Origin of the sequence: Kitasatospora sp. MBT66, from assembly GCF_000710405.2 — a bacterium.
GTDB classification, from domain to species: domain Bacteria; phylum Actinomycetota; class Actinomycetes; order Streptomycetales; family Streptomycetaceae; genus Kitasatospora; species Kitasatospora purpeofusca.
In genome coordinates this window covers 177,783-199,843 of the sequence record NZ_JAIY01000016.1, presented here as the reverse complement: position 1 = coordinate 199,843, position 22,061 = coordinate 177,783, and the positions used below count along the sequence as shown (strand labels likewise).

Annotated in this window: 20 protein-coding genes; 5 read left to right on the top strand and 15 right to left on the bottom strand. The window is 73.9% G+C overall.

The genetic code is table 11. From position 1 onward, the window contains the following. Nucleotides 1-50 precede the first annotated feature (50 nt). Complete coding sequence (locus BI06_RS36825) at nt 51-1,136, bottom strand: polyprenyl synthetase family protein (protein ID WP_157855284.1); 1,086 nt, start codon at nt 1,134-1,136, stop codon at nt 51-53. A gap of 563 nt (nt 1,137-1,699) precedes the next feature. Here BI06_RS36825 and BI06_RS36820 point away from each other — a divergent pair. Next, nucleotides 1,700-3,079, top strand: coding sequence for a cytochrome P450 (locus BI06_RS36820; RefSeq protein ID WP_043475629.1), 1,380 nt, complete (start codon nt 1,700-1,702; stop codon nt 3,077-3,079). 118 nt (nt 3,080-3,197) lie between these two features. Here the strand turns inward: BI06_RS36820 and BI06_RS36815 are convergent, their stop codons facing one another. The 4 genes from BI06_RS36815 to BI06_RS36800 form a co-directional block, all read right to left on the bottom strand. Then, a complete protein-coding gene (locus tag BI06_RS36815; RefSeq protein ID WP_051742711.1) occupies nt 3,198-3,767 on the bottom strand; it encodes a hypothetical protein in 570 nt (189 codons plus the stop codon). Nucleotides 3,768-3,912: 145 nt separating this feature from the next. Further along, nucleotides 3,913-4,635: a phosphatase PAP2 family protein gene (locus BI06_RS36810; protein ID WP_051742710.1), complete on the bottom strand. Its 723-nt coding sequence runs from the start codon at nt 4,633-4,635 to the stop codon at nt 3,913-3,915. Further along, complete coding sequence (locus tag BI06_RS36805) at nt 4,632-5,261, bottom strand: phosphatase PAP2 family protein (RefSeq protein ID WP_043475626.1); 630 nt, start codon at nt 5,259-5,261, stop codon at nt 4,632-4,634. The genes BI06_RS36810 and BI06_RS36805 overlap by 4 nt, the downstream gene beginning before the upstream one ends. Then, nucleotides 5,258-5,908 carry a DedA family protein gene (locus BI06_RS36800; protein ID WP_043475623.1) on the bottom strand — a complete coding sequence of 217 codons (651 nt, stop codon included), beginning with the start codon at nt 5,906-5,908 and terminating at the stop codon, nt 5,258-5,260. The genes BI06_RS36805 and BI06_RS36800 overlap by 4 nt, the downstream gene beginning before the upstream one ends. 156 nt (nt 5,909-6,064) lie before the next feature. On the opposite strand from BI06_RS36800, the gene BI06_RS36795 reads away from it, so the two are divergent. The 4 genes from BI06_RS36795 to BI06_RS36785 all read left to right on the top strand — a co-directional run bounded on the left by BI06_RS36795 (nt 6,065) and on the right by BI06_RS36785 (nt 10,195). After that, nucleotides 6,065-6,742, top strand: a complete 678-nt coding sequence (locus tag BI06_RS36795) for a response regulator transcription factor (protein WP_030394688.1) — start codon at nt 6,065-6,067, stop codon at nt 6,740-6,742. Then, a complete protein-coding gene (locus tag BI06_RS36790) occupies nt 6,735-8,207 on the top strand; it encodes a HAMP domain-containing sensor histidine kinase (protein WP_233290440.1) in 1,473 nt (490 codons plus the stop codon). The genes BI06_RS36795 and BI06_RS36790 overlap by 8 nt, the downstream gene beginning before the upstream one ends. A 439-nt stretch (nt 8,208-8,646) precedes the next feature. Beyond that, nucleotides 8,647-8,820 (top strand): hypothetical protein, encoded by a 174-nt coding sequence (locus BI06_RS51745; protein ID WP_158516508.1) that lies wholly within the window; start codon nt 8,647-8,649, stop codon nt 8,818-8,820. Nucleotides 8,821-9,163: 343 nt separating this feature from the next. After that, nucleotides 9,164-10,195 (top strand): hypothetical protein, encoded by a 1,032-nt coding sequence (locus BI06_RS36785; RefSeq protein ID WP_149030599.1) that lies wholly within the window; start codon nt 9,164-9,166, stop codon nt 10,193-10,195. Between the two features lie 80 nt (nt 10,196-10,275). Here the strand turns inward: BI06_RS36785 and BI06_RS36780 are convergent, their stop codons facing one another. From BI06_RS36780 to BI06_RS36735, 10 genes are all read right to left on the bottom strand, one after another. Further along, nucleotides 10,276-12,129 (bottom strand): hypothetical protein, encoded by a 1,854-nt coding sequence (locus BI06_RS36780; protein WP_043475618.1) that lies wholly within the window; start codon nt 12,127-12,129, stop codon nt 10,276-10,278. Nucleotides 12,130-12,382: 253 nt separating this feature from the next. Beyond that, nucleotides 12,383-13,651 (bottom strand): MFS transporter, encoded by a 1,269-nt coding sequence (locus tag BI06_RS36775; RefSeq protein WP_043475614.1) that lies wholly within the window; start codon nt 13,649-13,651, stop codon nt 12,383-12,385. After that, nucleotides 13,648-14,430: an alpha/beta fold hydrolase gene (locus BI06_RS36770; protein ID WP_051742709.1), complete on the bottom strand. Its 783-nt coding sequence runs from the start codon at nt 14,428-14,430 to the stop codon at nt 13,648-13,650. Before BI06_RS36770 ends, BI06_RS36775 begins: the two co-directional genes overlap by 4 nt. Next, the gene (locus tag BI06_RS36765; RefSeq protein WP_043475610.1) at nt 14,427-15,581 is read right to left on the bottom strand and encodes a GNAT family N-acetyltransferase; all 1,155 of its coding nucleotides are present in this window, start codon (nt 15,579-15,581) and stop codon (nt 14,427-14,429) included. Before BI06_RS36765 ends, BI06_RS36770 begins: the two co-directional genes overlap by 4 nt. Further along, nucleotides 15,578-16,144: an SET domain-containing protein-lysine N-methyltransferase gene (locus tag BI06_RS36760; protein ID WP_051742708.1), complete on the bottom strand. Its 567-nt coding sequence runs from the start codon at nt 16,142-16,144 to the stop codon at nt 15,578-15,580. The genes BI06_RS36765 and BI06_RS36760 overlap by 4 nt, the downstream gene beginning before the upstream one ends. After that, a complete protein-coding gene (locus BI06_RS51740) occupies nt 16,144-17,394 on the bottom strand; it encodes a peptide ligase PGM1-related protein (RefSeq protein WP_043475607.1) in 1,251 nt (416 codons plus the stop codon). The genes BI06_RS36760 and BI06_RS51740 overlap by 1 nt, the downstream gene beginning before the upstream one ends. Beyond that, nucleotides 17,395-18,132, bottom strand: a complete 738-nt coding sequence (locus BI06_RS36750) for a trans-aconitate 2-methyltransferase (RefSeq protein WP_043475604.1) — start codon at nt 18,130-18,132, stop codon at nt 17,395-17,397. Continuing rightward, nucleotides 18,129-19,331: a hypothetical protein gene (locus BI06_RS36745; protein WP_043475601.1), complete on the bottom strand. Its 1,203-nt coding sequence runs from the start codon at nt 19,329-19,331 to the stop codon at nt 18,129-18,131. Before BI06_RS36745 ends, BI06_RS36750 begins: the two co-directional genes overlap by 4 nt. Continuing rightward, nucleotides 19,324-20,496, bottom strand: coding sequence for a lysine-2,3-aminomutase-like protein (locus BI06_RS36740; RefSeq protein ID WP_082558953.1), 1,173 nt, complete (start codon nt 20,494-20,496; stop codon nt 19,324-19,326). Before BI06_RS36740 ends, BI06_RS36745 begins: the two co-directional genes overlap by 8 nt. Before the next feature lie 121 nt (nt 20,497-20,617). Continuing rightward, a complete protein-coding gene (locus BI06_RS36735; protein WP_051742705.1) occupies nt 20,618-21,649 on the bottom strand; it encodes a serine hydrolase in 1,032 nt (343 codons plus the stop codon). Nucleotides 21,650-22,061 lie beyond the last annotated feature (412 nt).

Sequence of the window (22,061 nt, the reverse complement as noted above, 5' to 3'; positions counted from 1 at the left end):
ACACGGGCCGGTGGAACGGGCCGGTGGAACGGGTCGGTGACGCCGGCCGGTCAGGCGGTCGGCGACCGGTCCTCGGCCTCGGGGCCGGTGGCGTCGCGCAGCGCCCCGAGCGCGGGATGGCGGGACGCGAAGGTGCCGACGAGATCCCGCAGGCACCGCCTGACCAGCGGGGCGTGCGCGGCCGTGGCCGGGTGGGACTCCACGGCGAGGAGGGCGTTCGCGGTGTAACGCTGTGCCACCTCCGCGGCCCGGGTGATCGCCCCCGACGCGTGGACGGCCTCGACCACGGCCCGGCACCGGTCGGCGGACAGCGGCTGCGCGCTCAGTAGCGGCAGCAGCACGTCCGGGGAGTCCTGGACGGCATAGATCACCGGCAGCGTGTAGACGCCGTTGAGTATGTCCTTGGCCGGTTCCTTGCCGGTTTCCGTGCTGCAGATGTCGAGAATGTCGTCCCAGATCTGGAATGCCATTCCCAGATCGTTCCCGAAGCTTTCCAGGGCGGCCTGCGCACCTTTTTCCGACTTCCCGCCCAGGACTCCCATCGAGGCCGCCGTCCGCAACAGGCGGGCGGTTTTCCCGGAAACGGCGGCGTAGTACTCGGGCTCGGTCCGGAAGGGGTCGTGGAGCCGGCTGGACTCCAGCATCTGGCCGACGCACATGTCGGCCAGGGTCTGGGCCATCGCCAGCAGGTGGGAGCGCCCCAGTGCCGCTGCGCCCTGCATGCAGCGGGCGAGCAGATAGTCCCCGGTCAGCAGGGCGGTGGCCGTGCCGTACTTGGCGTTGACGCTGGGCCTTCCTCGCCTGACCTGCGCATTGTCTATCACGTCGTCGTGATGGAGAGTCGCGATGTGCAGGGTTTCGACGACCGCGGCGCCTTCGATGACCCGCCGGTGCGTGCGCCGGCCGGGTTCTTCGGCGAGCAGGTACGAGGACAGCAGGACGAGCGTGGGCCGCAGCAGACGCCCCGAGTGCTCCACCGCGTAGGCGATGGGCTCCTCGATCCGGGAATGCGGCTGGGCCACCAAGGACTGGAGTGCCTCCCTGACCCGTACGAGGTCCTTCCGGAGCCATTCCTGAACGAGTGCGGATTCTTCGCCGTGCGCGGACGCGCGCTCAGCAGGAATCGATGTCGTCATCATGAATTCCTTCCCCCGTGACCTCGCTCCGGAGGTCACGAACAGGCTAAGCAGGCTTTCGCCGGTCGCACCAGGGGGCGTGGATTAATCCGTGCCGGAGGGGGGACGGGACGAGGAAATTCCGGCTCCGCTTTCACGCAGCGCGTTCTGCGGGCGGGATGTCCGGGCAGGTAGCGCCCGTCGGACCGTCACGCTCCGTGCTGGTTCCGCCCCTTCCCGGGTGACGCAGGTCACATTGACAGCCCCCGGGGTTGGTCCGGGCGGCGCCAATGATCTTCGACCTCGGCATGGACGTTCCGGAACTCGTTGCCTAGAGTGAGGGCCGTCGACTCCGGCGGCCGCCTCGGCGTGCCGCCCTCCCGGAGTCCGCGCCGGCCGTCCGCCCGGCGCTCGCGCAAACGCCGTCTCCGCACCGCGCTCTTCGCACTGCCGCATCTGCTCGGCGACCCTCGCACTTCCGCATCCGCCCGGCGTCCGTCGTGGCGCGTCCGTCACGACGGACGCGGTGGCGGTCCGACCGGCAGTGCCCTCCAACAGTCCTGTCCAGCAAGGGAGTCCGTCCCATGACCAGCACCGCTGCCGTCCCGTCGGCCCCCGGCGCCAGGCCCGTCGTCGGCCACCTGGCGGCGTTCCTGCGCGAGCCGCTGGCGTTCCTGCGCGGGCTGCCCCCGCACGGCCCGCTGGTGGAGATCAGCTTCCTCGGCAAGCCCCTGGTCGTCGTGTGCGACCCCGAACTGACCCGCGCGGTACTGGTGCGCGACCGGGTCTTCGACAAGGGCGGCCCCCTCTTCGAGCGGCTGCGCGAGGCCGGTGGCCAGGGGCTCGCCTCGTGCCCGGCCGCCGAGCACCGACGGCAGCGCCGGCTGATGCAACCGGCCTTCCACCACGCCCGGTTCCCCGGCTACGCACGCATCATGACGGAGCGTCTGGACCTCGCGCTCCGCCGGTGGCACCACGGCCAGACCGTCGACCTGGCCGTCGAGTCCCGCACCATCACCGCCGACGTCGTGCTCTCCGCGGTGTTCGGGACCAGCCTGGACCCGGGTCTGCACGGCCGCCTGGCCGCCGACTTCGACACCCTGCTCGCCGGCTTCACCCGGCACACCCTGCTGCCCAAGCGGCTGCGCAAGGTCCCCACGCCGGGCAACGTCCGCTACGACCGGGCCACCCGCCGGGTGCGCAGCTCGATGGCCGACCTCACCGCCGCCCTCCGCCGGCGGGTCGCCGCCGCGGCGGACGGGGCACCGGCGGAGGACAATCTGCTGTCGATGCTCATCGCGTCCCGCGACCCCGGGAGCGACCTGCCCGCGCTGAGCGACGAGGAACTGGTCGACCAGGCCGTGACCATGTACTCCGCCGGCACCGAGACCACCGCCGGCGCCGCGAACTGGGCGCTGTTCCTGGCCACCACCCACCCCGCCGTCCTCGCCAGGCTCACCGCAGAGGTCGACTCGGTACTGGGCGGCCGGACCGCCGGCTGGGACGACCTGCCGCAGCTCACCTACACCCGGCAGGTGCTCACCGAGGCGCTGCGGATGTATCCGCCCGGGTGGTTCCTCACCCGGCAGACCGAGCAGGACACCGAACTCGGCCCGTACGCGATCGCCCGCGGCACGGTGATCGCCTACAGCCCCTACCTGATCAGCCACCTGCCCGACCTCTACCCCGACCCGGAGCGCTTCGACCCCGACCGCTGGGACGCGCACGGAGGTCAGCCGCAGGTGCCCGTCACCGTCTTCGGCGGCGGCGCCCGCAAGTGCATCGGCGACGAGTTCTCCTTGATCGAGGGTGTCCTGATGCTGTCCTCGCTGCTCAGCCACTGGCACGTCGACCTGCACCGCCGCACCCTCACCACGCCGCGGCTGCCCCAACTCACCCTCAACCCGGGTCCGATGCCCGCCACCCTCACGGCGCGGCGGCACGCGCGCGTCGTGGTCCGATGACGTGGGCGCGGTCGTGGGTGCGGGCACGCGCGCGGGCGCGGGCACGCGCGCGAACGCCGACCGCCGGGGCCGCGTCCGGTGGGAGCGGCCCCGGCGGTCGCCGGTGGCGGGGGATCCGTTACGGGCAGAGCTGGTGGGTGGTGGGGGTGCACTCGGGGTCGGGGTCGATCGGGCCGGTGCCGCCGGGCCGGTAGTTCGACCACCAGATCGGCGTGCCGCCGTAGTAGACGGCCAGGTTGCCGCCGTTCTGGATCGCGAGGTAGGCACCCGGGTGGTACGGGGTGCGGCTGTTCCAGACCGCGCGCATGGCGGCGTCGTAGGCGACGAGGTTGCCGTCGGCCTGCATGTAGAGGTACGTCCCGACGCCGTAGGTGCCGACGGCGGTCCAGATGGCGACGTTGTTCTTGTAGAGCACCACGTGGCCGTCCCACTGCTGGTACAGCACGGTGCTGCCGTCCGGCGAGGACCAGCTCTGGCCCCGGTTCAGGCCGGTGGTGCCCTGGATGACGGTCTGGTCGGCGTCCGAGGCGGGCGCGGCGGCGACGGCCGGTGCCGCCGCGGCGGGTGCGCCGGCCGCCGGGGCACCGTCGGCGGCCTGTGCGGCGGTCCCGCCCAGCAGGCCGGCCGCCATCAGTACGGCGCCCAGTGCGACACCGGTGCGGGGAACGAGGGAAGGCGCGATCCTCATGACGGTCACTCTCCTCAAGTCACTTCTCCAGGTGGCTTGTTGCCTCGACGAGTCTCGGCGTGCCCGCGCCACCCGGGCAAAGCCCTTCGACCGAGGCCGAAACCGGGCGCGCCCCCGCCCGCCGGAGGCAGGCTCTGGGGGGCACCTACCCCGGAGAGCGGTCGGCCCCGAGCGCGGTCGCCCGGAGCGCGGTCGCCCGGAGCGCGGTCGCCCGGAGCGCGCGGAGCTGCTTCCGGAACAGCAGGACGCCCAGGGCCAGCCAGGCGGCGGCCAGCAGCCAGCCCGCCAGCACGTCCAGGGGCCAGTGCACACCGAGGTACACCCGGCTGCAGCCGATCAGCAGGGCGAAGGCGGCGGCGGCCGCCGCGGCGGAACGGGCCGCGCCCGGGCGGGTCAGGACGACCGCGAGGGCGACCAGGCCCGCCGAGAGGGCGCCGGTGAAGGCGTGTCCGGACGGGAAGGCGAAGTCGTGTGCCGTGAAGGCCCAGTACGAGGCCGGCGGGCGGGGCCGGCCGAAGCCGTGCATCAGGCCCTGGCGCAGCAGCTGCCCCACCGTCAGCCACACCACCGGGGCGAGCAGCACGGCGGCGGCCGCCGGCCGGGACCGGTGCGGGCGGGTCGCGCGCAGGAGGAGAGCCCCGGCGGTGAGGGCGAACAGATAGGAGAAGACCCCGGTGCCCAGATCGGTGAGGAGCTCCGCGGTGCGCTCGGCCGGGTCCGGCCGGTGGGCCACCACCCAGTCGAGCACGCCGCGCTCGAACCCGAACGGCGCCCAGCCGTGGGCGGCGACCAGGGCGGCGACGGCGGCGAACGCCGCGACACAGAGGGCGAGGACGGCGGCGACCGCCGTCGAGGGGCGGACGGTCATGCGGTCAGCCACCTCCGCAGCCCGCCCGCGCGGGCCCGGTCGACCAGGGGCGCGGCCCGGCCGGACAGCAGGCCGAGCAGATGGCCCGCCGCCGCGCCGACCAGCGCTCCCAGGAGCACGTCGTGCGGGTAGTGCACGCCGACCAGCACCCGGGTCACGCCCATCACCGCGGCCAGGAGCAGTCCGAGCGCGCCGAGGCGGCGGTCGACGTGCCACAGGGCGGCGGCTCCGGCGAAGACGATCACGGTGTGGTTGCTGGGCAGCGACCAGTCGCCGGCGCCGGGGCACGCCTCCAGGGTCGGGCCGGCTTCCAGGACCTGGCAGGGCCGGGGTTCGCGCAGCACCGACTTGAGCAGGGTGTCCGCGGCGAACGCCAGCGTGACCACCAGGGGCACCGCCAGCGCGCGGGCCATCAGGACGTGGTCGGCGCGGCGCGAGCGCCACCAGCCGAGCAGCATCAGCGCGGCGAGCAGCATCAGTCCGGTGACCGACCAGGCGGCGACGAGCTGCTGGAGCGGCGCCGGGAGGTGCTCGGCCCAGTGGTCCAGCCGCAGGTACAGGCCGCCGTCGACCGGACGGCCGTCGACGGCGAGCCCGCGCACGGCTTTACCGGCGGGCCCGCTCACCGGGTCCTGCCCCGGCGGCGGGCGCGCACCACTTCCAGCACCAGCGGCAGCAGCGAGACCGCCACCACCACCGCGACGATCGGCAGCAGGTAGTGGTCGACGTTCGGGATCGAGGAGCCCAGCGCGTAGCCCGCCATGACCAGGCCGACCGTCCACACCAGGCCGCCCACGACCTGCCACACGGTGAAGGTGCGGACGTTCACGCCGAGCGCTCCGGCCAGCGGGTTGAGGACGGTGCGCACCACGGGGATGAAGCGGGCGAGCACGACGGCCTTGCGGTGGCCGTAGCGGTCGAGGATCTCCTCGGCCCGTGCCGCGCCCTCGTGCAGGTGCTTGTTGCGGGAGCGGGAGAGCAGGCTGCGCCCGCCGCGGCGGCCCAGCAGGTAGCCGACCTGGGCACCGGTGAGGGCGCCGACCACCGCGGCCGCCAGCACCTGGCCGAGGTTCAGGTGCGGGCCGCTGCGCTCGCCGGTGGTGCACAGCAGGCCGGCGGTGAACAGCAGTGAGTCACCGGGCAGGAAGAAGCCGACCAGCAGACCGGTCTCCGCGAACATGATCACGGCGATGCCCAGCGCGCCGAACGCGGCCAGCAGCGAGCCCGCGTCCAGCGGATTGACGGCCAGCAGGGCCGTCGGGGGGAGCACCATGGAAGCGCCTTTCCGAGAAGGGGACCGGGCCGTGCCGCCCGGAGGCGTGCCTGGTCCCCACTGACAGGGCCAGCATGACGGAACGGCGCTGAAGGATTCCTGAAGACCTGAAGACCTCTTCAGCTGCCCGGCGCGGTGACCTGCGACCCTTGGGGCATGCGCGTACTGGTGGTGGAGGACGAACAGCGGCTCGCCCTGGCGATCAAGCACGGCCTGGAGGCCGAGGGGTTCTCCGTCGACATCGTCCACGACGGCCTGTCCGGCCTGGCCCGCGCCACCGAGCACCCCTATGACGTGATCATCCTCGACATCATGCTGCCCGGCCTCAACGGCTACCGGGTCTGCTCCCGGCTGCGGGCCGCCGGCAGTGACGTGGGGATCCTGATGCTCACCGCCAAGGACGGCGAATGGGACGAGGCCGAGGCCCTGGACACCGGGGCCGACGACTACCTCTCCAAGCCGTTTTCCTTCGTCGTGCTGGTCGCCCGCCTCAAGGCGCTGGCCCGCCGCATCGGCTCCCGCGCCCCGCAGCGCACCGTGCTCGGCGACCTGGTGGTCGACTCCGCCGCCCGCACCTGCGCCCGGGCCGGGACACCGGTCGCGCTGACCCCGCGCGAGTTCGCCGTCCTGGACCACCTCGCGCGCCGGGCGGGCGAGGTGGTCTCCAAGCGGGAGATCCTCGACGAGGTCTGGGACAGCGGCCCCGACAGTGGGGCCAACACCGTCGAGGTCCACATCAGCGCCCTCCGGCGCAAGATCGACGCGCCGTTCGGCCGGGCCGCGGTGCAGACCGTGCGCGGCGTCGGCTACCGGCTGGCGGCCGACGGTGGCTGACCGCAGAGCCGCTGGTCCGAGGGCGGCCGGCCCCGCCCGCACCGGCGTGCTCGCCGCCCTCCGCCGACGGGCCGCCCGGCTGCGACGCTCGCCGAGGGTCGCAGCCGCCACCGAGCGGCTCGCACCCCGCTCGGTCCGCACCCGCACCACGATCGCCGCCTGCGCGGCCGTCGCCGTCGTCCTGCTGGCCGCCTCCGCCGCCGTGGTGCTCCTGATGCGGGTCAACCTGCACCGCACCGTCGAGACCGCCGCCCGCGAGCAGGCCCGGACGGTGGCCGCCTCAGCCGCCCAGGGACCCCTGCCGCACGTGCTCCCGCTCGGCCCCGGCACCGACTTCGTCCAGGTCACCGACGCGTCCGGGGCCGTCGTCGCCGCCAGCCAGAACCTCGCCGGCCACCCCGCCCTCACCGGCACCGACGACGGCCACGACAGCTTCGACCTCGGCATCCTCGGCGGCGAGCACCACCAGCGGGTCACCACCCTCACCACCGCCACCCCGAACGGCCCGGTCACCATCCGGGTCGGCGCCTCCCTGCACACCGCCGACACCGCCGAGGACCTCACCACCGCCGCGCTCGGCGGACTCAGCGCCGTCCTGGTGGCCACCGTCGGCGTGGTCACCTGGCGCGCAACCGGCCGCGCGCTGCGCCCCGTCGAGGCGATCCGCGCCGAGGTCGCCGCGATCGGCGACCGCGACCTCGCCCGCCGGGTGCCCGAACCCGGCAGCGAGGACGAGATCGCCCGCCTCGCCCACACCATGAACGCCATGCTCGACCGGCTGGAGGCCGCCGGGGTCCGCCAGCGGCGCTTCATCGCCGACGCCTCCCACGAACTGCGCAGCCCGCTCGCCGTGCTGCGCACCCAGCTGGAGGTCGCGCACACCCACCCCGACCCCGCAGTCCGCGCGGACATGGTGGCCGGCGCGCTCCAGGACACCGACCGGCTCCAGTCGCTCGCCGCCGACCTGCTGCTGCTCGCCCGCCTCGACTCCACCGGGCACAACGGCCCGGCCGAGGAGCTGGACCTCGCGGACCTGGTACGCACCTGCCTGGACGGCCGGGGCCCGGGGCGGACGGAGGTGGTGGCGGAGCTGGCCGACGGGGTCGCGGTGGCCGGGAACCCGATGTGGCTCGGGCGGCTGCTGACCAACCTCCTCGACAACGCCGAGCGCCACGCCCGCCACCGGGTGACGGTGCGGCTCGCCCTCGACCCGGCGACGGGGCGGGCGGTCCTCGACGTCGCCGACGACGGCCCCGGCGTCCCGCCCGCCGAGCGGGAGAAGGTGTTCGAGCGCTTCACCCGGCTCGACGACGCCCGCAGCCGCGACGACGGCGGCACCGGCCTCGGGCTGTCGATCGCCCGTGACATCGCCGCCCTGCACGGCGGCACCCTCACCATCGAGGACACCCCGGCCGGCTGCACCTTCCGGACCCGCCTCCCGGTCCGCGCCACCCCGGGGCGCTGAGGCGTCGAGGAGCTGAGGCGTCGAGGAGCCGAGGGAGGCGCTGAGGCGCTGGGGCGCTGACGAACGGCGGTACCGGCGCGCGGGCAGCGCCCCGGGCACGCCCTCCGCGCCACCCGACGCCACCGGCACGCCGCTCGGTGGGGCGGAACTATTACAGGAAGGGACACGATCGGCTGCGGCCGGGTTACAGTGAAACGGTCGCCCCGGCGTGTTCAAGGCAGTCCGTCAGGAACAGTTCTCTTCACGGGTCCTCTTCACGGGCCTCTTCACGGGGTTGAGCCACTGCCGCCGGATCGGGCCGGCGCTCTTCGGTCGGTTCAGCACCCCCTGCCACCCCGTTCCGCCGCATTGTCGGCCGCTTTTCGGCAGGTACGGAGAATGCGTGTGCGGGGCAAGGATTCGAGCGGATCGGCGTCGGAGTACCAGGGGAGGGTGGTGCATGCCTTCGGTGTTCCCGCTCCACGGGTCCACAGAGTTCCGGACCTTCGGAGCGGACACCAGCACGGTGACCCGGACCTGCAATTCGTACCGCCTCCTGACCGAGGGGACGACGGCGCAGAACGGCTGTTCCCAGCCGACCGACACCGGGTACTGCGCGCGGATCGGCGAGTAATTCGACCAGCAGCCGGCCCGGTTCCAGCTTCCGGCCCGGCGCACGGTCACTTGGACCGGTCCGGCACGGAACACCCGCAGCGACATCACGAGCACGGATTTCGACGCGCGGGGCAATCCGCGCAGCCGCACCGATCCGGACGGCGGCCGACCGGACGGACCGGACGTTCTGCCCGGCGGGCGGCAGCGGGCCCGGACCGCCGCGACGACCGGGTCCCGCAGGAGATCCCGGGGCTGCATCCCACCGTCTCGTTCACCGAGCGATAGGGCGCGACCCGAAAGGCCGCGCCCCGGGCGAAGCCCTGGCGGCGCACCGTCGAACCGAGAAGCGGAGGAGACCGCGCATGACCCGATGGGCAGGAGTGTCCGAGCTCTCGCTGATGCTGGAGACCGGAGTTCCGGGCGCCGAGATCTACGCGAACGGCCGGAACCAGGTCGCGGTGACCGTCAGCGTCGGACCGACCGACGAGAACGGCGGCACCTACTACGGGGACATCTCCTGGCCGAACCGGGTGTACCTCGTCGACCACGTCAGCGGGGAGAAGCTCAACTGGCAGGGCCGCGAGGGCTGGTGCTTCACCGACCGGGAGGACCGCTACTTCCACCACGTCCCCGGCGGGGGCAGCCGCGCCGCTGCGGAGCCCGAGCTCGCGGAGGACGGGACGCAGAAGTTCACCTTCTACGTCAGCTGCTGGCCGGGCGCGGACCGGAAGTCGGTCTCCGCCTGGGTCGAGACGGACACCGGCAAGGTGTACACGACCACGGCCGGATCGGGCTCCTTCGAGGGCAAGGTCACGCTCGACCCGCTGGTGGCCCTGGTCCACCGGCGGTCGGGCGTCAACTGGGACTGCTCCAGGACGGCCACCAGGTACGAGAACGACACCGAGTACGTGACCACCGAGGCCTGGAACTACTACCTGTCGCTGGACTCCACGGACAACTACTTCGTCACCTTCTCGGTGTCGGGCTACTGGAGCGACCCCGGTTACGAGGGCTTCTTCGCCTGCGACATCAAGCCCGACAGCCACCACAAGAACCTCTACGGCTCCTACGTCTGGTACCAGGAGCCGCACGGCAGTTCGTACGAAGGCGACGGCGGGTACGGCGGGCTGATCGTCAACTTCCCCGACGGCAACAAGTGGTGGGACTACGCGCGGGTCTACGACCGGCCGTACCCCGAGCAGTACCTGTGCTTCACCTGGGTGCACGCCACCACCGGAGGGGACGGCTGGCACATCCCGAACGGGCCGGTCCACACCTGGCGGGTCTACTTCAGCCCGGTGATCACGGCGTGGGACCGGTACGGCAACACCGGCAAGTTCAGCATCGACGGCTCGGGCGTGGACAGCGGGATCGACCTCGCCGACTACTCGTAGAGCTTGTTGCAGAAGTCCGGGTGCGGGCGGGGGCCGGGTGGTGACCGGCCCGCCGGAGGTCCGGCAGGCCGGTCACCGGGTCAGACGGGGTCCACCCGCGCCGGGGTACGGGTGGCGAGTGCGAACGGGCGCAGCCGCTCCCAGCCCCGCGACTCGTACCAGGACCGGTCGAAGCCGGCGACCGGCGGGACGTGCAGGGTGCCGCTCTGGAGGCCCTGCGCGAGGGTGCGCCACAGCTCGTCGACCAGGGAGCAGTGGCGCACCGCCTCGGCCAGCTCGGTGGTGGTGAACGGCGGGCCCTCCATCCGGACCAGCCGGATGTCGTAGCAGCCGCGGTAGCCGTGGCCGAAGACGGTGAACGGCGGGTGCCAGACCTGGGCGCCGGGCGCCCGGATGGTGTACCGCACCCGGGAGGCGACATGGCCGCCGTGGTGGTGCTCGGCGTGCTCCGCGATGTCGGGCACCTGCGGCGGGAAGAAGTAGTGCCGCTTCTCCGGGATCTCCGCCCGGTCGTACTCGCCCGGGGCGAAGTGCCAGCGGTTGTACATCATCCGCTGGGCGGACCGCCACAGGATCGGCGCGGTCTCGTCGCCGACCTCGGCCATCCGGGTCGGGTGCGGCAGGCAGCAGCAGAAGAAGTCGCCCTTCTTCAGCGCCAGGACGCCGTCCGCGCTGCCGGGCCGGACGCCGCGCAGCCCGGACAGGTCGCGCACCGAGCTGCTCATGCCGTAGTCGGCGTCGGTGGCGACGATCGAGGACAGCACGACGGCGGCCAGCAGTTCGCCGACCGCGCCCTGTCCGGGGGGCGCCGGTCCGGGGTCGGCGTCGGCGGTCGCGTCGAGTGCGACGGCGGCCAGGGTCATCGCCCGCAGGTCCGCCCGGACGTCGCCGGTGGGGTCCACCCCGAGGTTCAGCCGGCCGTGCCGGGCGACCAGCTCCGGCATCGTCTCCGGGTCGCGGGGCAGCGGGAAGTCGAGCAGCCGCTCGTTCTTCACGAAGGTCAGCCCGTTGATCCGGCGGTAGCGCATCAGCTCCGAGCGGTCGACGTCGTGCATCAGATCGCGCACCACCTGGGCCAGTTCGAGCAGCGGCAGGCCGGCCGCGCCGCTCGGTCCGCGGTCCAGCGCGGCGCAGTACTGGGCGTGCCGGTCGAGCAGGAACTCGCGCAGGCCGGTGGCGGAGAGCTGGAGGCCGTTGAACTCCTCGAAGCGCACCGAACGGCCGCTGACGAACAGGCAGTAGGCGAGGACCACGAACAGCCGGTCGGCGGGCCGCCAGTCGTCGACCGGGGACGCCCGGAGGCCGGTCAGCAGGCCCTGCCGGGTCAGGGTGTTGGTGCCCGCGTCGGACTTCGAGAAGACGTCCCGGCCGATCAGGATGTAGACGCTCTCCACCCGTTCGACCCAGTCGGCCAGCCGGGCGAGCCGGTCGTCCAGCTCGCCGTTCTTCTCCCAGGTGCGCAGGATGGTGTCGGCCTCGTGCCGGTCGGCGGCCTCCCGGGCCTCGATCACCCGGGTCTCCTCGGCCACGGCGTCGAGGACTTCGGCCGGGACCAGCAGGCCGCCGAGGTGCTCGGCCTCGGGGCCGGGCGGCTCGCCGGGCGCCCAGAGGGACAGGCCGGCCAGCGGTGAGCGGGTGAGCGTGACGGTGTCCGGGCCCGGGGCTTCCGGGCCGCCGGGGCCGCCGGGGCCGCCGGGGCTGTCGGGGTCGGCCGGGCCGTCCGGGTCGGCCGCGAGGAACTCGACGTCGCCCCGGCCGAGGACGTGCTGCACGAGCAGCGATTCCCAGGTGGTCAGCCGGGAGCAGGCGAGGCGCAGGGATATCCGCCCGTTCCGGGTGAGTTCCGCGAGCAGCAGCGCGGTGGCGCCGTGCCCGGCGCCGTGCCCGGCGTCGGGGCCGACGGCGGTCGTGCCGTCGGCGGTCCGGGGGATCATGACCGAGCTCCCGGTGCGCACCGGACGGCCGGGGCGGCGGTGGACGGGCCGGCCCCGCAGGCCTCGGCAGGGCCGCCGAGGCCGCGCGGGCGGACGAGGATCGTGCAGATGACTCCAATTGTCGCCATGGTCCTGACTTTCCATCGGAAGTGACAGGTCGAAGGGTGCGAGAGGTCCGAAGGTGCGGGAAGAAGGGACGAGGTGCACCGCGCCGGCCGGCCTCACCGGCCGGCGGCGGGGGTGGTGCGGACCGCTACTGCGCGGCCGAGGACTCGGCGGCCCGAGCGGCCGCCCCGGGAGCAGCCCCGGTGGACGCCCCGTCGGCCGGTCCGGCCCCGACCGGGCGCACCGGCAGCCGGGCGCAGAGGGCCAGCGAGAGCAGGGAGCACCCGAGGGCGACCCCCGTCTGCGCGCCCAGGCCGAGTCCGGCCACCAGACCGCCGACCATGGCCCCGGCCGGATAGCCGGCCATGTTGAGGCTGGCGGAGACGGCCAGCGTCGCGGTCGCCCCGGTGTCGGGCAGCAACCGCTGCCGGAGGCTGAGCAGCCCGACGTCCATCGGCCCCACCGCCACCCCGAGCAGCACGAACATCGCGGCCAGCCAGAACACGGCGGAGTGCAGGAACAGCCCGGCCAGGCCGAGCGCCGTCAGGGCGGCGCCGACGACCAGGAACCGGCGCTCCGCGCCGTCGGTGATCCGGTGCCCGGCGGCCAGCGAGGACACGATCCCCAGCGCCCCCGCGATCGACCAACTGGTGCCGGTCCAGGAGGGGGCGGCCCCGAACCCGGCCGAGACCAGCTGGGGCAGCGCGACTACGAGGACGCCGACCGCGACCTGGTACAGGAAGTACACCCCGGTCAGCCCGCGCAGCACCGGGTGGACCAGGATCCCGCGCACGGCCTCCGCGGCACTGCGCAGACCGACCTCGCCGCCGGCCTCCGGGGTGGTGCGCCCCGAGGCGGCCGCGACCAGCGCCGCGGCCAGATAGGCCGCGCCGACCACCGCCACGCTGTGCCGGCCGCCGAACACCGTGACCGCGATCCCGGCCAGGGCGGGCCCGGCCATCGCGGCCAGACCCGAGATCATCGAATCGAGGCCGTTGGCCGCCCCGCGCAGCGGTGCCGGCAGCGAGAGCGCGACGTAGCTGCGGAAGGCGACATTGCCGAAGGCGCTGGTCAGCGAGGACAGCAGAGCCAGCCCCCACAGGGTCCAGATGCCGCCGGCCCCGGCCGAGGCGCCGAAGGCGATGCCGAGCGTGGCGGCCGCCTTGATCAGATAGTCGGCCGCCATCCACGCGGTGACATTGCGGCCCTGCAGGAAGCCGCCGCTCAGCGGGCTGAGCAGCAGACCGGGCAGGGTCGCCAGCAGCACGGCCAGGCCGGCCGCCGCGGGGCGGTGCAGGTCCTGCACCACGAAGATCACCACGGTGACGTCGAACATCACCTGGGCGAACCGGCCGACCGCGGTCGACAGGGCGAGCTGGGCACAGATCCGGTCCGCCAGGACCTTGCGGTAGCTCACGCCGGCGCCGCCTCCTCCACCGTCCGGGCCAGCAGTCGGCCCACCGCCTCCGGGTCGTCCAGCCACGGCACGTGCCCGGCCCCTGGCACCGTCCGGGCCCGGCCGTCCGGCAGCGCCGCGGCCAGCTCGTGCGCCGACGGGGCGCCGGCCCACGGGTCCCGCTCGCCGTTGACGACCAGTACCGGCGCGCCCACCCGGGCGGCCGTCGCCGCGAGGTCCTCCTCGGGCACCCGCCCGGAGAGCACGGCGCGCACGGCGTGGACGTCCCAGGAGCGGGCGCAGGCGGCCAGGAAGCCGTGCTGGGCCGGTCCGAGGGCGGGGAAGGTCAGGGCCAGGTCGGCGAGCAGGAGTTCGCGCAGCTCCTCGTCCTCGGCCGGCAGCCGGTCGGGCGCGGTCGCCCGGGCCCGGCGCGCGGTCTCCCGCAGCGGGCCGTCGAGCGCGTCGAGGCGCTCCCGCAGCAGCTCCGGATGGTCGGTGCGGTCCCGCAGTTGGGCGGCGACCAGCACGACCGCGCGGACCCCACCGGGGCTCCGGGCCGCGGCGCGCAAAGCCGGGCGGGCGCCGGCGGAGTGGGCCAGCAGGACGACCGGCCCCTCTGCGCCGGCCGTCTCCAGCAGCCGGACCAGCCGGTCGGTCTGGACGGCGAACGGGTCGCCGCCCGGCCCGCAGTCGCCCGCCGCGACCAGCCGCCGGCAGCCGGGCGGCAGCGGGAGCCCGGCCAGGGTCTCGCCGCCGAGACCGGGCCCGCCCGGCGCGAGTACGACGGTCGGCGGGCTCATGTGCCGCCCCCGGCCGGGGCGTCGGCCGCGGGGGTGCCGCCATCGGTGACCTCGGTCGCCTCGTCGGCGAGTTCGGCGACCAGCCGCTCCGCCGCCGGGTCCAGGCCCCGGATCCACAACGCCTGCCGATGGGCGACGCAGCCCCGCAGGTTCTTCGCCTCGTCCGCCGCCGGGCCGTACTCCACCGCGTGGTAGCCGTGCGCGGCGGCGTGCTCGACCAGGTGGTAGTAGGCGAGTTCGAAGTAGACGGGCAGCCCCGCGATCTGCTCGTAGTCGAAGCCCGGGAACAGCGCGTACACCCGCCCGGCGTAGGTGCTGGACACCACGCAGCCGAGGATCCGCCCGTCCCGCTCGGCCAGGTGGGCCTCGGCCCGGCCGTCCTCGATCCCGGTCAGCGCCGCGACCCAGTCGGCGTAGCGGTCGAGGTCGACCCGGCCGCCGTGCCGGGTCACGTTCTCCTCCGCCAGCTCCACCAGCGGCCGGGCCAGTTCCCGGGTGAGCGGTACCGTCCGGCAGGTGATGCCCGCCGCCCGGACCCGGCGCCGCTCGCTGCGCACCGAGACCCGGCGCTTGCTGGTCATCCGGTCCAGGTAGTCGTCGAAGCCGGTCCACGGACCCTCCAGGGCCCACCTGGGCGTCAGCGGGAAGCGCCGGTAGCCGCGCTCGGCGAGGAGGGCGACCAGGTCCCGTTCCCGCTCGTCCACGCTGGGCCAGCAGACCGAGGCGGCGCCCTGGGAACGCCCCCACTCGGCCAAGGAGTCGACCACGGCCGCGAGTTCGGCCGGTGCGGCGCCGCCGGGCCGGTGCGCGACCCGGCTGTCGTACCAGCCGCCGGCCAGCAGGGTCGGGAACAGCGGGGCCCCGCGCGGCTCGGGGATCTCCAGCAGGACGTCGGGGCGGCACAGGTCCTCGGTGCACTCGCGCCCGAAGAGCCAGCCGGCCGTACCCGCGACCGCCGTGCCGTCGCGGTCGACCAGGGCGGCCCGGGCGTCGCGCAGACCGCCGCCGTAGGTGCCGGGTCCGACCTCCATCCAGCCGGGCAGCAGGAAGAGGTCCCGCTCGCCCAGCAGCGTCAGCCAGGACCGGGCGGGGACCTCCTCGATCCTCAACAGCTCGGCCCGGACGGTGGGTTCGGGTCGCAGGGCGGTCACGTCGCCTCCCCCGGGTCGCGGCGGCCCGCCGGGGCGCCGTCCACCTGGCCGGCCCGCAGCGGGAGTTCCTGAGGCACGCCGGCGGCGGCGGCCAGCGCCGGTGCCATCCGCCGGTCCCACTCCCGGGCCAGCTCGGCCGGCGGCCCGCCGGCGGAGGAGCACACCGAACCCGGGCAACTCCCCGCGCCGCAACGGCAGTCGAACTCCCACGGCTCGTCGTAGCGGAAGGTGCGGTAGTCCCCGGTCACCTCCTCGCCGGCCCGGATGTCGCGGACCGCGAGGCCCCCCGCGAGGCCGTGGTCCAGGACGGTGGCCTCGCAGGAGTGGTTCAGCAGGTGCGCGCCCCGGCAGGGGAGCAGCAGGCTGCGGTCGGCCAGCCGGTAGCCGAACTCGTCCAGCCAGTCGACGACCCGGGGCGACAGGGTGAGCTGTTCGGCGGCGTCCCAGGTCCGGCACTGCGGGCACGGCCCCCACAGCACCGTGCCCATCGGGATGTCGCGCAGCGCGACCAGGCCGGTCCCCGCGACCGCGCTGAAACCGGGGTGGAGGGCGGAGTGCAGCATCAGTCGATCCCCAGGATCTGCTCCAGCTGCCGCTCGACCTCGGCGACGGCCCCGTCCTCCCGGCCCACCACCAGGTAGCGCCACTTGCCGTCCACCGCGCGGGTGTCCGCCGTCAGCACGGCCCGGGCGTCCGCCCCGGGGTCGGCGAGTCCGGCCGAGGCCAGCTTGGCGGCCGCGCCCGCGAAGTCCAGCCCGTCCGGGCCGATCCTGACGTCCGCCCGCCAGTGCACCGGGGAGTCCCCGGGCCGCAGCCGGCGCGCCAGCTCCTCCAGGTAAGTGCCCCCGGTGCGGCGGACGTTGGCCTCGGTGACGACGTAACCGCCGTCGTACACACCGCAGTCCACGTCGTAGATGCCCCGGTAGCCCTGCCCGTGCAGCCAGCCGCCGATGGCCGCGGCCGCCTCGCGCAGCTGCTCGTGGTGGGGTCCCTCGGCGGCCGGGGTCACCATGCCGGTCCAGGCGTTGTTCACGGTGCGCTGGTCGCAGCTGTAGAAGTCGGTGGCGCCCCGGTCGTCGATCGACAGCTCCATGCTCGGCGTCGCCGTGAACGGCAGGAACTCCTCGTACACCCAGCCGCAGTCGCGCGCGGGCTGCCCGGCCACGGCGTCCAGGACCTGCCGCTGGACCGACTCCGGCCCGTTCGACCGGATCACGGTGTTGCCGAAGCCGTTGGATCCCCGGTTGGTCTTGATGATCGCGGCCGGCCGGTCGGTCAGGAACTCCACCAGGGCGGCGGCGAGTTCGGCGGCGTTCTCGGCGAAGCCGCCGTCCGCGACCGGCAGCCCCAGACCGGCGGCGGTCCGGCGGAAGCCGTCCTTGGTGTTGATCAGGCGCAGCGCGTCGAGGGTGCTGTCCTCCGGCAGCCGGGTGTACGGCAGTACCCGCACCCCGGTGCGGCGGCCGAACTCCAGCACCGGTCCGTCCAGCACGAACGGCTTCAACTCGGGCCGTTCGGCGATCCGTTCGGTCGCGCCGAGGTCGGCGGCGACCTCCAGCGCGTGCACCCCGCGGACCTCCGGCGGGGCGACGATCTCGACCTGGTCCACGTCCAGGCCGACCACCTCGGCCACGTAGTCGCGGAAGGCCGGGGTGCACGGCGCCAGCATCACCACGCAGTCGCCCGGCCGCGCCTGCCAGAGCTTGCGCGGGGTCGCGGCGGCCATCGCCCGCCGGTAGGCGTCCGTCGGCTGCTCGGCCATGATCTCGCTGACGATGTTGGCCAGAATCGTGCGGCTCGGTTGCTCGCTCACTCAGTTCGCCTTCCGCTTCGCTGTGAACAGGGCGTGTCCCGCGTACATCCAGACCACGTCGACCTGGACGAAACCCGCCTCGCGCAGCCAGTCCAGGTGCTCGGCCACCGAGGACGGCTTGTCGACCGGGTCCGGGCCGGGCAGCCGGTAGTGGTTCCACTCGGTCCGCTCGAACGCGACGGCCGCCTCGTCGCCGCCGAACTGCTCCTCGGAGGCGCGCCGCACCGCCTCCTCCCAGTGGTCGCCCGCGAGCTTGCGGGCGGTGGCACCGGCGGGCTCCACCAGGTCGGCCATCACGAAGACGCCGCCCGGCGCGAGCATCGCGTGGATGTCCCGGTACAGCAGCCGCTTGCCCTCGCCGTCGAGGTGGTGGACCGCCAGCGAGGTCATCACGCCGCCGTAGCTGACGCCGGTGCGCCACAGCCGGTCCTCGATGTCCGCCTCGATGCTGTCGTGCCGGTCGGCGAACGGCTCCAGCCGCTTCGCGGTCAGCGCGAGCATCTCGGGGGAGCGGTCCAGCACGGTGACCCTGGCCTCCGGGTCGCGGCGCAGGTACTCCTCGGACAGCCGCCCCTCGCCGCAGCAGAGGTCGAGCACGTGCGGCACGGGGAGGCCGGCCAGCAGGTCGCACACGGCGGCGGTCTGCTCGGCCCGGCGCGGGACGAAGGCGTCCCCGTACTTGCTGAACACCTCGGTGTCCGAGAGCTGCCAGGTGTCCGCGGGGGACGTGTCGGTCATGATGCCTCCATCGGTTCGGGGATCGGTTCGAGAATCCGCTGCGCGCACAGCCACTGGGCGAGCCGCCCGCACTCCTGCGGCACCTCCCGCGCGGCGGGACGGTCGGTGAGCGCCGCCTCCAGCCAGTCGCGGGCGACCGGGCCGTCGGCGAACTCCGCGGCGTGGCCCAGCGCGGCCACGGTCAGCCGCCCCGGCCCGGCGGGCGACCACAGCACCGGCGCCGTCGACTCGCGGCGCACGGAGCGCGGCACGCTGCCGGGCGCGTCGGGCGGGGCCGGCCGCATGCCCAGCGCGGTCAGCCGCGCCAGCACGGCGGCGTCGTCCCCGGTGGACCGGACGTGCTCCCGGTAGTCGGCCAGCCAGTCGGCCGGGACCTCGCCGTGCAGCCGGTCGCCCCACAGCGGGAGCAGCTTCGCCCCGACGTCCAGGGTCCGGGTGTACGAGGCGATGTTCAGCGCGACGGACGGCTCGTGGGTCTCGCCCACGTGCCAGATGCCGCTGCGCCAGAAGAAGCCGCCGCCGGTGGTGGCGGTGAGGGCGTGGCCGTGCTCCGCCACCGAGCGGCGGTCGAGGTCCGGCAGGTACTCCTCGGGGAGTTCGGACTCGGGCTCGACGTCCTCGCGGATCGCCGTGCCGGCCGGCACCCAGTCCGTGCCCCGCCAGAAGTGCATGCTCTTGCGGCCCGCCAGGACGAGGTGGAGGTTGGTGCAGCCCTCCCGGTGGATGCCGCCCGGGGTGTTCCGGTAGGCGCCGTGGAACACCTCGACCTCGACGTGGCCGGGCGGCAGTCCGAGGCGCCAGAGGTGGGGCGCCAGCAGCTCGACGACGGTGCGGAACAGCGTCCGGTCGTGCTCCTGCACGGCGCGGGCGTAGACGAAGCGGTCGTCGTCCGGGCCGAAGGCGTGCTGGCGGTCCAGCCAGGCGGCCGGTCCGTCGGCGTCCGCGTCGGTGGTCGGCCAGGGGTCGTGGTCGACCACCGGCTCCCCGTTGACGTGCAGCTTCACCTGGTCGCCGAGCAGGCCGGCCGCCTCGGCGGCGAAGGTGCGGGTCAGCGCCGACCAGGCCAGGCCGGCGGTCAGCTCGGGGGCGGACCAGCTGAGCGCCGAGGTGACGCCCCCTGGGTCGGCGAAGGCGACGGAGCCGGGGCTGCGGGCGGGTGCGGGGGCGGGGGCGGACCGGGACGCGAGGTCCTCAGTCATGGGTCGGGTCCTCCTCGGGGTCCGTGGCCGGGTCCGTGGCCGTGGTGGTGGCCGGTGCTGCCGGTGCTGCCGGTGCCGTCGTCGCGGCGACGCGCGGCGGGTAGTGGTGGCGCTCGCCCCACGGGTCGGTGACCACATGGGTCTCGCTCCCGCCGCCCGTTCCGCCGGTTCCGTCCGCGCCGTCCTCGCCCGGCTCCAGGTACGAGGGGCCGATCGGCACCTTCCCGTGGCCGCCGGGGATGTCGAGGACATAGGTGGGCTGGCAGGTCCCGGAGACCCGCCCGCGCAGCCGCCGGACCAGCTCCTGGCCCTCGGCGATCGTGGTGCGGAAGTGCCCGGTGCCCTGGGCGAGGTCGCCGTGGTGCAGGTAGTAGGGCTTCACCCGGTTGGCCACCAGGGTCCGGAACAGCCCCTCCAGCGCCTCCGGGGTGTCGTTCACCCCGCGCAGCAGCACGGTCTGGCTGAGCAGCGGGACGCCGCCCCGGTTGAGGCGCCGCAGCGCGCCGCGCGCCGCCTCGCCGATCTCCTGGCTGTGATTGGTGTGGACCACCACCCAGACGGGGGTCTCGGTGGCCAGGGCCTCCACCAACTCGTCGGTGACCCGCTCGGGGTCGACCACCGGCACCCGGGTGTGGAAGCGGATCACCTTGACGTGCTCGATCGCGTCCAGCGCCGCCATGATCGGGCGGAGCTTGGTGGGCGCGATGATCAGCGGATCGCCGCCGGTGAAGATGACCTCCCACACCTCCTCGTGGGCCCGGATGTAGTCGAGGGCCGCCTCCAGCTCCGCCTGGCCGAGCATGCCCTCGCCGGGGCCGACCACCTCGCGGCGGAAGCAGAAGCGGCAGTAGACCGGGCACAGGTGCATCGGCTTGAGCAGCAGCCGGTCCGGGTAGCGGTGGGTGATCCCCTTGACCGGGGTGAAGGGGTCGTCGCCGATCGGGTCGGCGCGCTCCTCCGCGGTGATCAGCAGCTCGGCCCCGGTGGGGACGAACTGTCTGGCGACCGGATCGTCGACGTGTGCGATCTGCTCCTGCATCACCCCGGTGATGCTCACGGCGTACCGCTTCGCGACATCGCGAATCTCCGGCAGGCTCTCCTCGTCGATGAGGCCGTTCTCCAACAGGGACTCGGTGGTCCTGATTGTGCGGGGACGATTACGCATGGCTCCGCCTGTCCTGTGCGGTTTCATGGATTCAATGCCAGCGCCCGTATCAATGACCGGCTGTTCTCAATGACATGTTCTTCTCGACGCACATTTCGGTGCGCTTTTACTGCCCGGTAATTCAGCGTGCCGTCCGGACGAGTGCCCGCCCGGGGTGGAGTCGTTCGTCCGGGTCCTCGGGCTGTCTCGTCACCGTGGTGGCGAGCGCGAGATCGCGGTCGGGCTCGTACGCCATGACCACGCCCCAGCTGCCGCAGTGGCCCCACCACCGGCCGGACCCCAGCGGGATCCGGTAGATCCCCATGCCGCGCCCCTCCGCGCCGCGCGCCGCGACGGGCGCCAGCATGGCCGCGAGCGTGGTGGGCCGCTCGAAGACCCCGCCCCGGAACAACGCCCGGACGAACGCGGTCAGATCGGACATCGTCGAGACCAGTCCGCCGCCGCCCCAGAGGTCGCAGGACGGATCGACGGCCAGCAGGTCGGTACCGGACACGTACTGGTGCGCGCGGTCCGCGCCGGCCCCGGGGGTGGGCTCCAGCGACTCCAGGTGGAGGGAGTCCAGGCCCAGTTCCCGGAGCGGGAGCAGCTCGCGGTAGGCGGCGGCCAGCGGCCGCCCGGTGACCCGTTCGAGCACCTCGCCGAGGATCACGTAACCGGTGTCGGAGTAGTGGAACTCCGCACCGGGGGAGGAGAGTCGGCGCCCGTGCTCGACCGCCCACCGCACCTGCTCCAGGCGGCTCCAGTGGTGGCCGGGGTCGGCGAACGCCTGCTCGTCGTAGGCGGGATCGCCTCCCCAGTCGTACAGGCCGGCCGTGTGCTGGAGCAGTTGGCGCACGGTCATCCGGGCCGGTTCGTAGCCGCCCTCGGCGAGCGCCCCGAGGACCGCGTCGGAGGCCAGCGCCGAGACGCGTTCCTCCAGTCGGAGGTCGCCGCGCTCCATCAGCCGCAGCACCGCGGCCGCGGTGAAGGTCTTGGTGACCGAGGCCACCCGTACCGCCGCCGTCGGACGCAGTTCGCGCCCGGTGGCGGCGTCCGCGACACCGCTCGCCCCGGCCCAGTGCCAGTCCTCGCCGCGCAGGGCGGCCAGGACACCGGGCTGACGGGGGGTCGCGGCGTGGCCGGCGCGGAGCGCCTCCGCGAGGCCGCGGGGCACCGCCGGCCGGGTCGGCCCGCGGGCCGCACGGCCGGAACGATTACTTCCGTTTGATCGCACACTCCTCACCCCCAAACCGGCTGTGAAAGATCCACCCCCCGTGGACGTGCTCGCCGATACGGCGACAACGATCAAGGGCATCCGGAGTCGACACTCCGTGTCCGGATCACCCAGGCGCAATACTCGCATCCGGACCCTGCCATGACAACAGTGCGTAGGAGCCCCTTTTCATGACGGATCCCGAGCTGTGCATTTTGCCGATGAATGCCGGATGAAGGGGGATTCCTTTACCGTTGCCGGCCTGTCCGTGCTCGCCCCCGAGGGGTTCCTCGAACACGCGGTCGGTGAGAACGTCGACGCCGGCACCGGAGCGACGGGAGGTCGGTCCGGTGCCGGCGGTGCGCGGGGTCAC

Excerpts from the sequence above, each read along its gene's own strand:
- BI06_RS36825 (WP_157855284.1), bottom strand. The coding sequence starts at position 1,136 with ATGACGACATCGATTCCTGCTGAGCGCGCGTCCGCGCACGGCGAAGAA.
- BI06_RS36820 (WP_043475629.1), top strand. The coding sequence starts at position 1,700 with ATGACCAGCACCGCTGCCGTCCCGTCGGCCCCCGGCGCCAGGCCCGTC.
- BI06_RS36815 (WP_051742711.1), bottom strand. The coding sequence starts at position 3,767 with ATGAGGATCGCGCCTTCCCTCGTTCCCCGCACCGGTGTCGCACTGGGC.
- BI06_RS36810 (WP_051742710.1), bottom strand. The coding sequence starts at position 4,635 with ATGACCGTCCGCCCCTCGACGGCGGTCGCCGCCGTCCTCGCCCTCTGT.
- BI06_RS36800 (WP_043475623.1), bottom strand. The coding sequence starts at position 5,908 with ATGGTGCTCCCCCCGACGGCCCTGCTGGCCGTCAATCCGCTGGACGCG.
- BI06_RS36795 (WP_030394688.1), top strand. The coding sequence starts at position 6,065 with ATGCGCGTACTGGTGGTGGAGGACGAACAGCGGCTCGCCCTGGCGATC.
- BI06_RS51745 (WP_158516508.1), top strand. The coding sequence starts at position 8,647 with ATGCCTTCGGTGTTCCCGCTCCACGGGTCCACAGAGTTCCGGACCTTC.
- BI06_RS36785 (WP_149030599.1), top strand. The coding sequence starts at position 9,164 with ATGACCCGATGGGCAGGAGTGTCCGAGCTCTCGCTGATGCTGGAGACC.
- BI06_RS36780 (WP_043475618.1), bottom strand. The coding sequence starts at position 12,129 with ATGATCCCCCGGACCGCCGACGGCACGACCGCCGTCGGCCCCGACGCC.
- BI06_RS36770 (WP_051742709.1), bottom strand. The coding sequence starts at position 14,430 with ATGAGCCCGCCGACCGTCGTACTCGCGCCGGGCGGGCCCGGTCTCGGC.
- BI06_RS36760 (WP_051742708.1), bottom strand. The coding sequence starts at position 16,144 with ATGCTGCACTCCGCCCTCCACCCCGGTTTCAGCGCGGTCGCGGGGACC.
- BI06_RS36750 (WP_043475604.1), bottom strand. The coding sequence starts at position 18,132 with ATGACCGACACGTCCCCCGCGGACACCTGGCAGCTCTCGGACACCGAG.
- BI06_RS36745 (WP_043475601.1), bottom strand. The coding sequence starts at position 19,331 with ATGACTGAGGACCTCGCGTCCCGGTCCGCCCCCGCCCCCGCACCCGCC.
- BI06_RS36740 (WP_082558953.1), bottom strand. The coding sequence starts at position 20,496 with ATGCGTAATCGTCCCCGCACAATCAGGACCACCGAGTCCCTGTTGGAG.